The 13392-nt window shown below is 66.8% G+C and carries 12 protein-coding genes, 1 pseudogene and 2 riboswitches; of the genes and pseudogenes, 5 read left to right on the top strand and 8 right to left on the bottom strand.

Going from position 1 to position 13392, the window contains the following annotated elements:
• Positions 1 to 3: 3 nt before the first annotated feature.
• Both FHU39_RS21620 and FHU39_RS21615 read right to left on the bottom strand, forming a co-directional pair.
• Positions 4 to 960 carry a carbohydrate ABC transporter permease gene (locus FHU39_RS21620; RefSeq protein ID WP_183322809.1) on the bottom strand — a complete coding sequence of 319 codons (957 nt, stop codon included), beginning with the start codon at positions 958 to 960 and terminating at the stop codon, positions 4 to 6.
• Positions 957 to 2300: an extracellular solute-binding protein gene (locus FHU39_RS21615; RefSeq protein WP_183322808.1), complete on the bottom strand. Its 1344-nt coding sequence runs from the start codon at positions 2298 to 2300 to the stop codon at positions 957 to 959. The genes FHU39_RS21620 and FHU39_RS21615 overlap by 4 nt, the downstream gene beginning before the upstream one ends.
• Positions 2301 to 2511: 211 nt before the next feature.
• Here FHU39_RS21615 and FHU39_RS21610 point away from each other — a divergent pair.
• The 3 genes and pseudogenes from FHU39_RS21610 (at position 2512) to FHU39_RS21600 (ending at position 5657) form a co-directional block, all read left to right on the top strand.
• A pseudogene (locus tag FHU39_RS21610) lies at positions 2512 to 4190 on the top strand (fumarate hydratase).
• Entirely contained in the window at positions 4187 to 4831 is a 645-nt protein-coding gene (locus tag FHU39_RS21605) for a carbonic anhydrase (protein ID WP_343066058.1), read from the top strand. Before FHU39_RS21610 ends, FHU39_RS21605 begins: the two are co-directional and overlap by 4 nt.
• Before the next feature lies 1 nt (position 4832).
• Positions 4833 to 5657, top strand: coding sequence for an MOSC domain-containing protein (locus tag FHU39_RS21600; protein ID WP_246336821.1), 825 nt, complete (start codon positions 4833 to 4835; stop codon positions 5655 to 5657).
• A gap of 144 nt (positions 5658 to 5801) precedes the next feature.
• Here FHU39_RS21600 and FHU39_RS21595 read toward each other — a convergent pair whose 3' ends face one another.
• The 6 genes from FHU39_RS21595 to FHU39_RS21570 all read right to left on the bottom strand — a co-directional run bounded on the left by FHU39_RS21595 (position 5802) and on the right by FHU39_RS21570 (position 11107).
• Positions 5802 to 6227: an organic hydroperoxide resistance protein gene (locus FHU39_RS21595; protein WP_183322806.1), complete on the bottom strand. Its 426-nt coding sequence runs from the start codon at positions 6225 to 6227 to the stop codon at positions 5802 to 5804.
• A gap of 144 nt (positions 6228 to 6371) precedes the next feature.
• A complete protein-coding gene (locus FHU39_RS21590) occupies positions 6372 to 7484 on the bottom strand; it encodes an LLM class flavin-dependent oxidoreductase (RefSeq protein ID WP_183322805.1) in 1113 nt (370 codons plus the stop codon).
• A complete protein-coding gene (locus tag FHU39_RS21585; protein WP_183322804.1) occupies positions 7481 to 8329 on the bottom strand; it encodes a DUF1684 domain-containing protein in 849 nt (282 codons plus the stop codon). The genes FHU39_RS21590 and FHU39_RS21585 overlap by 4 nt, the downstream gene beginning before the upstream one ends.
• A 19-nt stretch (positions 8330 to 8348) precedes the next feature.
• Positions 8349 to 9323: a transporter substrate-binding domain-containing protein gene (locus FHU39_RS21580; protein ID WP_183322803.1), complete on the bottom strand. Its 975-nt coding sequence runs from the start codon at positions 9321 to 9323 to the stop codon at positions 8349 to 8351.
• A 24-nt stretch (positions 9324 to 9347) separates the two neighbouring features.
• Positions 9348 to 10124 carry an amino acid ABC transporter ATP-binding protein gene (locus FHU39_RS21575; protein ID WP_183322802.1) on the bottom strand — a complete coding sequence of 259 codons (777 nt, stop codon included), beginning with the start codon at positions 10122 to 10124 and terminating at the stop codon, positions 9348 to 9350.
• Entirely contained in the window at positions 10121 to 11107 is a 987-nt protein-coding gene (locus FHU39_RS21570) for an amino acid ABC transporter permease (RefSeq protein ID WP_183322801.1), read from the bottom strand. Before FHU39_RS21570 ends, FHU39_RS21575 begins: the two co-directional genes overlap by 4 nt.
• Positions 11108 to 11202: 95 nt before the next feature.
• Positions 11203 to 11320, bottom strand: a riboswitch (SAM riboswitch).
• Between the two features lie 104 nt (positions 11321 to 11424).
• Here FHU39_RS21570 and FHU39_RS21565 point away from each other — a divergent pair.
• Together FHU39_RS21565 and FHU39_RS21560 are read left to right on the top strand one after the other, a co-directional pair.
• Positions 11425 to 11913, top strand: coding sequence for an Rrf2 family transcriptional regulator (locus FHU39_RS21565; RefSeq protein WP_221185798.1), 489 nt, complete (start codon positions 11425 to 11427; stop codon positions 11911 to 11913).
• A 105-nt stretch (positions 11914 to 12018) separates the two neighbouring features.
• Positions 12019 to 12129, top strand: a riboswitch (SAM riboswitch).
• 69 nt (positions 12130 to 12198) lie between these two features.
• On the top strand, positions 12199 to 13377 hold the full coding sequence (locus FHU39_RS21560; RefSeq protein ID WP_221185797.1) for an LLM class flavin-dependent oxidoreductase: 1179 nt from the start codon (positions 12199 to 12201) through the stop codon (positions 13375 to 13377).
• Positions 13378 to 13392 lie beyond the last annotated feature (15 nt).

The following is a 13392-nucleotide window of genomic DNA, read 5'->3' as shown; positions in this document are numbered from 1 at the left end:
GGCTCAACTCCTTCCACTCGTCGTGAGATCGACCTTGAACAATTTGACGAAGATGAACGCGATGATCAGGACGATCACGAAGAGGATCACGGCCAGGGCCGAGCCCATGCCGATCTCCACCCGACTGACCGTCTCCGTGCCGACCAGCATCGACAACGTCTCGGTCTTGTTCGCGCCGCCGGTCATGACGTACGGGTTGTCGTAGATGCGCACGGCGTCGAGGGTGCGGAACAGCAGCGCCACCATCAGGGCTGCCTTCATGTTCGGCAGGATCACCTTGGTCAGCCGCTGCCACCAGGTGGCACCGTCGACCTTGGCGGCCTCCTCCTGCGCCGAGTCGACCTGTGCCAGCCCGGCGAGCAGCAGCAGCGACATGAACGGCGTGGTCTTCCAGATCTCCGACAAGCAGATGATCGTCAGTGACGACCAGCGACCGCCGAACCAGTTGTAGCTCTCGCTGAACCCGCCGAACGTCAGCGTGTGCAGCCAGTGGTTGAAGAAACCGGTGTCGATCTGCGCGGCATACTTCCACGAGAACGCCGACACCACGGTCACGATCGCGTAGGGGATCAGCACGACCGTGCGCAGGGTGCGCCGCGGCCAGACCACCTTGTTCATGACCATGGCGATCGCCATACCGAGGACCAACTCGATGATCAGCGTCACGATCACGATCACCAGGGTCGTGACGAACGCCTGCCAGAAGAGCGAGTCGGTCAACGCGGTGATGTAGTTCTGCAACCACACCAGTTTCTTGCCCGCCGGATCGGTCAACCGGTAGTTGAACAACGACAGGTAGACCGCGTAGCCGATCGGGTAGAGCGTGACGAGCAGCATCACGATGAACGCCGGGCCGGCGAGCCGCCAACCGAGTCGGCGTTCGCCCTTGGCACGGTCGGACAGGTGCGCCTGTTCGTCCGCGGTGAGCTCGCCCTTGGTGGTTTCAGCGACAGTGCTCATAGCAGCGCCTTCCCCTTCAGAACGTTCAGGATGAAACTCTGCGCCTTCGAGGGCGTGTTCTGGTTGACCGCGTTCGGCGGGCTGAACTTCTGCTGCAGCGCCGTCGAGATGTCACCCCAGTAGGGAGTCAGCGGGCGGGCCGCCGCAGCGTCCAGGGACTCGCGGATCTTGGCCGCGATGCCGTTCGGGAATGCTTGCAGGACCGTTGTCGGCTTTCCGCCCGGTGGTGTGAAGGTGGTCGTCGAGTCGCTGAACACGGCCTTGCGGCTCGCCGGATTGCCGGACGCGATCATGTACTGCGCCTGGTGTTTCTCGTTGGTGATGCACGCCGCCGCCTGATACGCGAGCGTCGAGTGCTGGCTGTCCTTGCCGACCGCCAACTGGATGCCGCCGTACGGCGGGCGGGAGGCCTTCCCGGCGACCGTCTCGGGATACATCGTGGCCGCGACGTCCGACTTGTCCTTACCCGTGTAGGCGCCGTAGGTGTAGGGCCAGTTGACCAGGAAGGCACCCTTCTTGCTGATGAAGAGGTTCAGCGACTCCGTCTCGGTCGAACTGCCCATCGCGGGTCCACCGACCCCGGTCGACGACACCTCGTGGATGATGCGTGCCGCGTCCTTGCCGGCGGCGGTGTTGAGACCCATCTTGAGGTTCTCGTACGTCGCGTTCGGGTTGTCCACGATCTTGCCGCCGGCACCGGTGACCAGCGCGTTGATCCAGACCGAGTAACCCTCGTAGAGCGCCGCCTGCACGCCGATCTGGGTCTTGGTCTTCTGCGCCGCCTTGATCAGCTGGTCCCAGGTCACCGGCTTGCTCATGTCGAGCCCGGCGCTCTTGGCGATCGACTTCTTGTACCAGAGCAGCTGCGTGTTGGCCCAGAACGGCACCGACATCAGCTTCCCGTCATACGTCGACGCGTCGATCGAGGACTGCACCCGGTCCTGTTTGAACGTCGCCACCATGTTCTGTGGCACCGGTGCGAAGTAGCCCGCCGCGGCGAACTCGCTGACGAACGCCGGGTCGACGCTCATCAGATCCATCGTCTTGTCACCGCCGGCGAGGCGACGCAACAGCTGGATGCGCTGGTCGCTGGCGGAGTTGGGCAGCAGCTGCACCTTGATCTGGTATTTGCCGTTGGATGCGTCCGAGCACTCCTTGGCGAGGGTGGCCTGACCGCCCTTGCTCGCGTCGGCGTTACCAACGTCCGGGTTGATGTACCAAGTGAGGTGCACGGTGCCCGAGCCGCTGTTGCTGCCGCCGCACGCGGCCAGCCCGGTCGTCGCCATCAGCATCGCTGCTGCCAGTGCTATGCCACGGCGAGGTGGCCTGAGACGTTTCATATGCATCGCTCCATCGGGGGTTCGAGCAGTTACACGTCTCTGGTGTCTACACCAGTTCGGGCGCGTTGTCTCGTGGTCACGCCGGACAATTGTCAAAGGTTGCCGGTCCGGGACCTGCCCGCGTGCAGGAGCTTTGCCCGTGCGTGTATGACGACACGACGGCGGCGCTACGCTGAAAACCCCATCCCAGGCAAGGAGACCGCCCGACGTCATGGCCGAGTTCGCCTATGAAGACCTGTTGCCGATAGGCGACGACCGCACCACGTACCGCAAGTTGTCCGACGGGGGTGTGCGCACCGTCGAGGGTCCGGGTGGGCGGACCTTCCTCGAGGTCGACCCCGAGGCCCTGCGGCTGCTGACCGAGACGGCGATGCACGACATCGCCCACTACCTGCGCCCGGCCCACCTGGCGTTCCTGCGCAAGATCCTGGACGACGACCAGGCCAGCAACAACGACAAGTTCGTGGCACTCGACCTGCTGAAGAACGCCGGCATCGCAGCCGCCGGGGTGTTGCCGATGTGCCAGGACACCGGCACCGCGATCGTCATGGGCAAGAAAGGGTCCCAGGTCCTCGTCGGTGGTGGGGCACCGGACGAGGAGTCGCTCGCGCGCGGCGTGTACGACGCCTACACCCGACTCAATCTGCGCTACTCGCAGATGGCGCCGATCACGACCTGGGAGGAGAAGAACACCGGCTCCAACCTGCCCGCCCAGATCGAGCTCTACGCCGACACGGCGCCCGGTCACGAGGCGACCTACAAGTTCCTCTTCATGGCCAAGGGCGGCGGTTCGGCGAACAAGTCCTTCCTCTACCAGGAGACGAAGGCGATCCTGAACCCCGACTCGATGATGAGGTTCCTCGACGAGAAGCTGCGAACCCTGGGCACCGCGGCCTGCCCGCCATACCACCTGGCGATCGTGATCGGCGGGACGAGTGCCGAGTTCGCTTTGAAGACAGCAAAATACGCCAGCGCGAAGTATCTCGACGAGTTGCCGACCTCGGGTGACGCCGCCACCGCTCACGGATTCCGCGACATCGAGCTCGAGGAGCGGGTGCTGGAGCTGACCCGCAACTTCGGCATCGGCGCGCAGTTCGGCGGCAAGTACTTCTGCCACGACGTGCGCGTCGTGCGCCTCCCCCGGCACGGCGCATCGCTGCCCGTCGCGATCGCGGTCAGCTGCTCGGCCGACCGGCAGTGCCTGGGCAAGATCACCGCGGACGGCGTCTTCATCGAACAGTTGGAGACCGACCCGGCCCGGTTCCTGCCGGACACCACGGACGAGGACCTGAGCGCCACGGACGTGGTCGAGATCGACCTCAACCGGCCGATGGACGACATTCGCGCCGAACTCACCAAACACCCTGTCAAGACACGGCTCTCGCTCACCGGGCCGCTCGTGGTCGCCCGCGACATCGCGCACGCGAAGATCAAGGAACGGCTCGATGCCGGTGAGGAGATGCCGCAGTACCTCAAGGACCATGCGGTCTACTACGCCGGGCCGGCCAAGACGCCCGAGGGTTATGCGTCGGGTTCGTTCGGGCCGACCACCGCGGGCCGGATGGACTCGTATGTCGAGCAGTTCCAGGCGGCCGGCGGTTCGATGTGATGCTCGCCAAGGGCAACCGCAGTAAGCAGGTGACCGACGCCTGCGAGGCGCACGGCGGTTTCTACCTCGGGTCGATCGGCGGCCCGGCCGCCCGGCTCGCCAACGACTGCATCAAGCACGTCGAGGTCCTCGAGTACCCGGAGCTGGGTATGGAGGCGATCTGGAAGATCGAGGTCGAGGACTTCCCCGCCTTCATCGTCGTCGACGACAAGGGCGACGACTTCTTCGCCGCGACCGCGAAACCCACCGCCTTCACGATCAGCACCAGGCCCGGGCTGTGAGCGCCGCAGCGGGCGCGCGCATCACGCCGCAGCAGGCATGGGACCGGTTGGTCGAGGGCAACGAACGCTTCGTCGCCGGCACCGCACTGCACCCGAACCAGGACCTCGAACGCCGCCATGTGCTGGCGCGCGGCCAGAACCCGACCGCGGTGCTGTTCGGGTGCGGCGACAGCCGGGTCGCGTCCGAGATCATCTTCGACCAGGGCCTCGGCGACATCTTCGTCGTGCGCACGGCGGGCCACATCATCGGCGACGCCGTGCTGGGCTCGATCGAGTTCGGCGTCGAGTTGCTCGAGGTGCCGCTCATCGTGATCCTCGGGCACGAGTCGTGCGGTGCCGTCGCGGCGGCCATCGACGCCGCCGAGTCCGGCAGCATGCCACCGGGCTACATCCGCGACATCGCGGTCGAGGTGTTGCCGAGCGTCGCGGCCGCGCAGGCGGCGGGCACCTGCACGCCGGCGGACGTCGGCGCCCGGCACGTGCGGGCCACCGCAGACCTGCTGGTCGAGCGTTCCCGGATCGTCCACGACGCCGTCGAGCGCGGCGACCTCGGCATCGTCGGCGCGACCTACGCGCTCAGCGACGGCAAGGCGTCGGTGATCACGGCGACCCCGGCCGTGCAGGCTGCGTCGGACGGCTGACATGCAGGTGGTGTCGTTGCGCATTCACCCGGTGAAAAGCACTGCCATCACACCGGTTACGAGCGTGCATGTCGGCTTCGCCGGGTTGCGTGGCGACCGCGAGTGGATGGTTGTCGACGACGAGGGTGCAATGGTCAGCGCCCGCGAGCTTCCGGGGTTGTTCGGCGTGCGCGCGACACCCGTGGCCGGCTGCGCTGGCACCGGCGCCTCAGTGCAGTTGAGCGCGCCAGGCGTGCCGTCATACACCGTGGTGGCGAGTGGCGGCGAGGTCAAGGCCACGATGTTCACCCGGCCACCGATGACGGTGCAGGCGACGGAGCCGGAGGCGACGCAGTGGCTGGAGCGGGTGACCGGCCGCCCCGGCCTGCGGCTGGTGTGGTGCGCGCATCCGGCCGAGCGCATCCTCAATCCGGAGTTCTCCGAACCGACCGATCATGCGGCGTTCCAGGACGGCTACCCGGTCACGATCGCGTCGCTGGCCTCGCTGCGGCAGCTCAACGAGTGGATCGAGGAGGCCGGCGGCGAAGCCGTGGAGATCGACCGGTTCCGGCCGAACATCGTCATCGACGGTGATGCGCCCTTCGCCGAGGACGACTGGAGGTCGGTGCGGATCGGGGGCGTGCGCCTGCGTGCGGCCAAGCCGGTGGACCGCTGCGCCATGACGCTGGTGGACCCGACCGACCTGACCCGGCGCAACAAGGAACCGATCCGGACGCTGAGCAAGCACCGCAAGTGGGACGGCAAGACGTGGTTCTGCCACCACCTGATCCCCGACACCGAGGGTGAGATCCGCGTCGGCGACCCGGTCCACGCGACCACACGCTGACCCCCCATCCCGCCGACAGGCTCAGAACGCGCCGAGAGGCCCAGCAAATCACCCGTATCAGCGGGCTGATTTCTGGGCCTCTCGGTGTTGTGTGGGCCTCTCGGCAGTGAGGCAGCGGGTCCGGGGACCCGACCGGGAGAGCCGTCAGGCGGGCTCGCCGACGATGGTGACGTCGATGTTGCCGCGGGTCGCCTTGGAGTAGGGGCAGACCTGGTGGGCGGCGTCGGCAAGCTCCTGTGCCTTGGCGGCGTCGACTCCCGGGATCTTCGCGGTCAGCTTCGCCGCGATGAGGAAGCCGCCGTCGTTGGTGCCCAGTGTCACGTCGGCCGTCACGGTCGACTCGCTGACGTCGAGGCCCTCCTTGCCGGCCACGACGGCGAGCGCCCCACCGAAGCACGCCGAGTAGCCGGCGGCGAACAGGGTCTCGGGGTTGGCCTTCGGGTTCGCCTGGCTGCCCGGCTTGCCGAGCGGCAGGTCGATGACGCCGTCCGAACTCTTGACCGTGCCTTCGCGGCCGCCCTTCGACGTGGCCTCCGAGGTGTAGAGAGCGTCGGTGATTGTGTCGGTCATCGTGGTTGCCTTTCTCGATTCGGGATCGCAAGGGTGCTGGCGACCGCGTCGGCCCGTTGGGCGACAGCGGTCACGTAACCCTCACAGTACGACGGTGCCGCCGGGGCCGAGCCGCTCCCCCCACGGCTCGCCCCCGGACGGCGATCAGCCGGTCGCGAGGAACGTCTCCCCCGCCGGCGCGCCACCCCTGATGCCGTCGTCGACGAGCTCCCCGGGACCCCACACCGGAGGATCCGGTATGTCGGTCCGCAGCGCCGGAAGAACCGCTTCCGCGAACAGCTCGAGGCTCTCGCGGTGCGCGGCCTCGGAGATGCCCTGTGCATCGGCGCCGACGTGCAGGACCGTGTGCCCGAACCGTTCGTGGTAGCGCTGGATCTTGTCCAGCACCTGAGCCGGGCTACCGATCAACGCCGAGCTCCGCTCGATGTAGTCGTCGATCGTGGCGAAGACGGGCTCGACCCCCAACCGGCGTTGCGCGGCGAGGTACCCGGCGAACGCCGGCGCGAATCTGCTGCGTGCCCGTTGGGAGGTCGACGAGACCGACAGCCCGGCACTGCCCGCGACCACGGTGAGCGCCGCCGGATCGTGGCCGTAGTGGGCCCACCGTTCACGGTAGTGATCGATGAGTTCGGCATACGGCTCGATCGGGTTGGTGACGTTCGCCGAGAAGAGCGGCTCGCCGTACCGTGCCGCCAGATCGACCGATGCCCGACTCGTCGCACTCCCGTGCCACACCCGGACGGGCTGCTGGAAGGGCCGTGGCCAGACCTCGGCGTCGCGCAACGCGGGCCGGAAACGCGTGTCGGCCGTGACCTTGTCCTGCCGCCAGAGTGACCGGAACACCTCGTACGACTCGGCATTGCGATCCCACTGGTCGTCCTCGGTGACGGCGAACAGGTCCCGTTGAGCACTTCCGTTCCCCTTGCCGATGATCAGCTCGAGCCGACCTTCGGACAGGTGGTCCAGCGTCGCGTAGTCCTCGTAGGCGCGGACCGGGTCGAGCAGGCTGAGTGTCGTCACCGCGGTGAACAGTCGCAGCCGCTTGGTACGGGCCGCCAGGTGCGACAGCACCACGGTCGGTGCCGAGGAGATGAACGGTCGCTCGTGCCGCTCGCCGACACCAAAGCCGTCCAGGCCGATGAGTTCGGAGAACTCGGCGGCCCGAACCACCTGGGCGAACCGTTGATGCGTCGAAACCTGCTCTCCCGTCACCGGATCGGGCGCATGCACGATCAGCGAGATGGCGATGACCTTCATCCGGCGAGCTGCTCGATTCGCGCCTCGTCGAGCGAGGGATCCAGCTCACCCGCGGTGACCGCGATGGGCAACCTGTTCTCCAGCGGCGCCAGCGGGCAGGTTGCGTACGGCGTATAGGCGCACGGCAGGTTGACCGCCCGGTTGAAGTCGAGACGGACCGCTCCACCGGCGTCGGTGACATCCAGCACCAGCGACCGGACTGCCGGATGAGTGGTCACCCCGGCCGTCTCGTCGGTGAACAGCACCTGCAGCTGCTGCTCGGTGTGCCCGGGAAAAGCCACCAGCCGCAGATCCCTGCCGCGGTGGACGAAGGTGACCTCGCCGACCGCGTCATACACGTGCTCCAGGCCCTCGACGGCGGCCCCGACCGTGGTCGGGCGCGGCTCGACGAACGGGGAGAAGAAGCCGTCCAGCACCCACGCCGGGTCCGCCGGATAGGCCGGCGTGCGCCGGAACGAGGTACGCCGCGGATTCGCCGGGTCGCGTGGCCGCAGAATGTCGAAACCGCCGCGCTTGGCGACCTCGATCTCGAGGTCCCCGCTGCTGACGGTCACCCCGTCACGTTCGGCGATGATGCCGAAGTCGTGTTCGCCGACCAGCGGTTGCCCGTCCAGCTCCAGCGTCTCGTCCGGGGCGATCTCGACACGTAGTCCACGGGCGTCGCTGACCCATACTCCCGGGACCACGGGGAACCGGGTCGGCTCGGCGTTGAGGAAGTGCAGCGCTGTCACCGCGAGGAAGCCGTGCGGGCTGGCCAGCGCCGCATCGCGCTCCTTGTGCCAGCGCTGCCAATCACTTTCGTAGTCAACGGCGTCCACGTTGCCGGCGTGTTGATCTGTGGTCATGATCCGTGTCCTCCCGTGATCAGAACGTTGGTGTGGGGTTGAGCTGTGACTTGGTGATGACGGATGAGCCGACCTTCCACTTCGCGAAGATCTTGGCGTAGGTGCCGTCCTTGATGAGGTCGTTGATGGCCGCCGTGATTGCCGGCGCGATCGGCGACTTGCGGGCCGTCACGAAGCCCACGGGTGTCTGGGCGACCTGGCCGAGGTACTTGGTGCCCGGGATCTTCTGGACGACCACCTTCTGGCTGAGGGTGGGTCCGAAGAAGACGTCCACCTTGCCGTTCTGCAGGCCGAGGTAGATGGGCGCGGTGTCCGAGAAGTACTGGACCTGGTACGGCTTCTTCCCAGCGGCGGCGCACTGCGGCGCGAAGTCGGTCAGCAGTTTCTGGAAGGTCGTGCCGCTGGTGGTGGCGACCTTCAGACCGCACACGTCGAGCAGGGTCTTCACCTTGTTGATCTTGACGCTCTTGCTGCCGATGAAGGCTTGGCCGTCGTTCAGGTAGGTCGCGAAGTCGACGACCTTCTCGCGCTCCTTGGTCACGCCGAAATTGCCTTGCCCGACTTGGTATTTGCCGCTCTGGACACCCGGGATGATCGTCTGGAAGGTGCCCGTCTCGACCTGCCAGGTGATCCCGAGCTTCTTGGCGAGTGCGGCGCGGATGTCGAGATCCAGCCCGACCTCCTTGCCATCGACGATCCCGGCGTGCGGGAGACCGGAGGTCCCGGTGACCTGGGTGGTCCCCAAGGTCAGCTTTCCGCTCTTGACGACGTCCTTGGGCAACAACTTCCGGGCAGCAGGATCGACGGTGATCTTGGCGGCGTAGTCCGCGGCGGCGGCGACGTCCTTGCCGCCACCGGCTGCTGTGGCCGGCGACGATCCCCCGCTCGAGGACGAGCCGCACGCGGCGAGGCTCGCGGTGACGCCGACAACGGCAAAGGCGCTGAGCCCGCGTCGGACCCGGGTTGCTGATCGGTACTTGCTGTGCGTGTTCATGTCGTTCTCCGTGGGTGAGTGCTGTCAGAGCACCGCGGCGAGGAAGGCGCGGGCTCGTTCGTTGTCTGTGTGGTCCAGGACTTCGGTGGGTGGACCCTGTGCCACGATCTGTCCCCCGTCGAGGAAGACAAGTTGATCTGCGACCTCACGGGCGAAGCCGATCTCGTGCGTGACGATTGCCATCGTGATTCCCGTGGTCGCGAGCTGCTTCACGACAGCGAGCACTTCGCCCACGAGTTCCGGGTCCAGTGCGCTGGTCGGTTCGTCGAACAGGATCAGCCGTGGGTCGCGAGCGAGCGCCCGCGCGATCGCCACGCGCTGTTGCTGTCCGCCGGAAAGCTCGCTCGGGTAGGCACCCTCGCGGCCGGCGAGGCCGACACGGGCGAGCAGCTCGGCCGAGCGTCGACGGGCGGCCGCCGATCCGACGCCGGCCGCGAGTTGGCCTTCGGCGATGTTCTGGGCCGCCGTCCGGTGGCCGAAGAGGTTGAACTGCTGGAAGACCATTCCGATGGATGCGCGTTGCCGGGCCACGTCACGCGAGCTGCGTTCGCGCAGCTTGCCACCCTCCGGTCGGTAGCCGATGATCTCGCCGCCGACCTGCACATAACCGGCGTCCGGGCGTTCGAGGTGGTTGATGCACCGCAGCAACGTCGACTTGCCCGATCCGGACGGCCCGATGATCGCGGTGACGCTCCCGGCAGGTATGTCGAGGTCGATGCCCGAGAGAACCTCCCGGCCCCCGAATGCCTTGTGCAGATTACGTATCCGTACATCCACGCTCTGAGTTGTCGTGGTCGTCATGACGAGGCTCCCTTGCCGGTGCGCCGGTAGCTCAGCAGAGGAAGGGACTGCAGCCAGTGCTGGCCCCACGATCGAGTGCCCGTCGCACCGCGCTTCCCGCGCGCGAAGTGTCGCTCGAGCAGGAACTGACCGATGGACAGCACCGTGGTCAGCACGAGATACCAAATCGTTGCGACGAGGAGGAGAGGAATCACCTTGAAGTTGTCGTTGTAGATCAACTCGGTGGTGCCGAGTAGGTCCTGCACCGCGATCACGCTCACCAGCGACGTGGCCTTCAGCATTCCGATGAGCATGTTCCCGGACGCGGGAATGATGGAGGGCATCGCCTGCGGCAGCACGACCCGGCGGAAAGTGCGCCACTTGGACAGACCGATCGAATGCGCTGCCTCGGTCTGGCCGGCATCGACCGAAAGCAGCCCACCGCGCACGATCTCGGAGGCGAACGCCGCCGCGTCGATCGTCAGCGCGACGTATGCCGCGGCCAACGCCGAGAACAGGTGGGCCGTCTGGAACGAGACGAATTCGGGGCCGAAGGGGATCCCGAAGGACAGTCGCGGGTAGAGGGACGCGATCTCGAACCAGAAGAGCAACTGGACCAGGGGCGGGACCGAACGCACGAACCAGACGAACCCGAAGGAGGCGGTGCGTAATACATGGTTGTCCGACAGGCGGAGCGCGGCGAGGGCGATACCCAGCAGGTACCCACTGACCATCACCGCACCGGTGAGCCAGAGCGTCAGCACGAGCCCACGCAGGATCGCCGTACTCGTGAAGTAGTCACCGACAACATCCCACTCGAAACGCGGGTTGGTGATCACGGTGTTGACCAGCATGGCGAACAGGACGATCGCTACGACCGCCACCACCCACCGGCCGGGACGACGTCTGGCCACCAGCCGGCTGTCTGCCGCAATCGGGTCGGCGGCGTCCGCTCGCTGCGCATCGGGAGGTGCCAACCACTGGTCGGCAAGGACCTGTGCCATTCCGAATTTCCTCACGCTCTCGTCGTTCTCGGGTGTCGCGTGATGGTCGCCGGACACCGGAGGAGCCGCAGCTCCCATCCGTTCCCGGCCGTGCACCGTCGCGCTTATGGGAGCCGCGGGCCGCAGTCCCATCGGGTGGTCACCTGGAGCACCCCGCCGCGGATGGAGGGTTGCCGGACAGCCAGCCAGGGCTTGACGCTGCCGCTCATCACCTGAGCAGAAACATAACTTCTCATTTTTATTAAGGCAACTTTTGGTGATCCTCTATCCATCTGATGGGATATAGCGCCCGACCACACGGAACGACGCCGGTTATCGTGGGGGCCAAACGAGCCGAGGAGGTGACGTCGGTGCAGATCACCGCACGCAGCGACTACGCGGTCCGCAGCGCCCTCGAACTTGCCGCCACCTACCCCCAGCTGATGACGATCGACCGGATCGTGTCCGACCAGGACATGCCGCGCAAGTTCGTCGAGGCGATCCTGAGCCAGCTGCGCCGCAGCGGTATCGTCCAGACACAGCGCGGCTGCGCCGGCGGCTACACCCTCACCCGAGATCCGACGCAGATCTTCGTCGGCGAGATCATTCGCAGCGTCGACGGACCGTTGGCCGAGGTACACGGCGTTCGGCCGCACGAACTCGAATACGAAGGCACCGCAACGCATGTGCCCGAGCTGTGGGTCAGTCTGCGCTCCAGCATGCGCGTCGTCCTCGACACCGTGAGCCTCGCGCAGTTGCTCGCGGGCAGATTTCCGGCCCGGGTCCGGCGGTTCGCAAACGCCGATGACGCCTGGCTGCCTCGCTGAGCGAGCTCCACACAGGACGAATCCCATCCGGTCCGAACGTGATTTAAATCCTACTTAACCGCTATGGATTAGACAGAGCTCGCGGGTCACGTTAGGCTCACAGCAGGTCACGAGAGACAGCGTCAAGCCCTGGCTGGCTGTCCGGCAACCCTCCACCGCGGCGGGGTGCTCCAGGTGATGACCTGGCGGCGCCGCCCGGTGCCGCAAGCGCGAATCCCGGTCCACTCCGCCGGACTTCGGTAGAGACCACTTCGCGACTCCGCATCTGAAACGAAGGTGATGCTGATGTCCAACGACTATCCGATCCATCTCGCAGTCGCTCTCGACGGGGCGGGCTGGCATCCCGCCGCCTGGCGAACGCCCGACGCGGATCCGGCTCGACTCTTCCGTCCGGACTACTGGGTGGGTCTCGTGCAGGAGGCCGAGCGCGGGTTGCTCGACTTCGTCTCCATCGACGACCGTTTCGCGGCCACCCGCGCCGTCGACGGTGAAGCACCCGACGTGGTGCACGGAAACCTCGACTCGGCGCTGATCGCAGCGCGGGTTGCACCCGTCACAGACCGGATCGGCCTGGTGCCGACCGCGATCGCGCCGCACACGGAGCCGTTCCACATCTCCAAGTCGATCGCCACACTCGACTACGTCAGCACCGGCCGCGCCGGGCTCCGGGTCCGGACCAGCGGGGACCCTCGCGAGTTCGCCAACATCGGGCGGCGGACCGCACCGGTCCTGGACGGCAGCTCATCCGAGGCCGCTGTCGCCGAGGCATTCGGCGAGGTCGGCGACTACGTCGAGGTCGTACGGCGACTCTGGGACAGCTGGGAGGACGATGCCGAGATCCGGGACACCGCGACCGGTCGCTTCGTCGACCGGGAGCGCTTGCACTACATAGATTTCGAAAGCCCGAACTTCTCCGTCCGCGGCCCCTCGATCACTCCGCGGCCACCGCAGGGGCAACCACCGGTCGTGCTGCTGGCACACGACGAGCGCGGCTACGCACTCGCCGGGGCGGCCGCCGACCTCGCACTGACGACGCCACGCGACTCCCGGCACGCGGCAGATATCGCAACCCAGGTCAGGCAGCAGACGACCGCGGCCGGGCGTGAGGCGTCACAGGTCCGCGTTCTCGCCGACCTGGTGGTCTTCCTCGAGGCGTCCACCGCTGCTGCCACCGAGCGGAAGAACTCCCTGGACGACCTCGCCGGTGCTGAGTTCGCAAGCGATGCAGCGGTGTTCGTCGGCACGAGCGAAGACCTCGCCGATTTGCTCCTTGAGTGGTCCGCAGCCGGCCTGGACGGTTTCCGCCTGCGCCCCGGCGTGCTGGGGCGGGATCTGGAGCGCATCACCCGGGAACTGGTGCCGAGCCTGCAACGGCGCACTGCGTTCCGGCCGCGCTACACGACCACCACCCTCCGGGAGCATTTCGGGCTCCCACGACCGGCAAATCGCTACGCGGCCGCGTGAACGAACGGAGCCACA

Origin of the sequence: Flexivirga oryzae (assembly GCF_014190805.1) — a bacterium.
GTDB classification, from domain to species: domain Bacteria; phylum Actinomycetota; class Actinomycetes; order Actinomycetales; family Dermatophilaceae; genus Flexivirga; species Flexivirga oryzae.
Note: the sequence above shows the minus strand (reverse complement) of the source record. Positions and strands in the feature narration are given on the sequence as shown.

What these genes read in the sequence shown, in the direction of transcription:
- FHU39_RS21620 (WP_183322809.1), bottom strand. Translation starts at nt 960, where the DNA reads ATGAGCACTGTCGCTGAAACCACCAAGGGCGAGCTCACCGCGGACGAA.
- FHU39_RS21615 (WP_183322808.1), bottom strand. Translation starts at nt 2,300, where the DNA reads ATGAAACGTCTCAGGCCACCTCGCCGTGGCATAGCACTGGCAGCAGCG.
- FHU39_RS21600 (WP_246336821.1), top strand. Translation starts at nt 4,833, where the DNA reads ATGCAGGTGGTGTCGTTGCGCATTCACCCGGTGAAAAGCACTGCCATC.
- FHU39_RS21595 (WP_183322806.1), bottom strand. Translation starts at nt 6,227, where the DNA reads ATGACCGACACAATCACCGACGCTCTCTACACCTCGGAGGCCACGTCG.
- FHU39_RS21590 (WP_183322805.1), bottom strand. Translation starts at nt 7,484, where the DNA reads ATGAAGGTCATCGCCATCTCGCTGATCGTGCATGCGCCCGATCCGGTG.
- FHU39_RS21585 (WP_183322804.1), bottom strand. Translation starts at nt 8,329, where the DNA reads ATGACCACAGATCAACACGCCGGCAACGTGGACGCCGTTGACTACGAA.
- FHU39_RS21580 (WP_183322803.1), bottom strand. Translation starts at nt 9,323, where the DNA reads ATGAACACGCACAGCAAGTACCGATCAGCAACCCGGGTCCGACGCGGG.
- FHU39_RS21575 (WP_183322802.1), bottom strand. Translation starts at nt 10,124, where the DNA reads ATGACGACCACGACAACTCAGAGCGTGGATGTACGGATACGTAATCTG.
- FHU39_RS21570 (WP_183322801.1), bottom strand. Translation starts at nt 11,107, where the DNA reads ATGGCACAGGTCCTTGCCGACCAGTGGTTGGCACCTCCCGATGCGCAG.
- FHU39_RS21560 (WP_221185797.1), top strand. Translation starts at nt 12,199, where the DNA reads ATGTCCAACGACTATCCGATCCATCTCGCAGTCGCTCTCGACGGGGCG.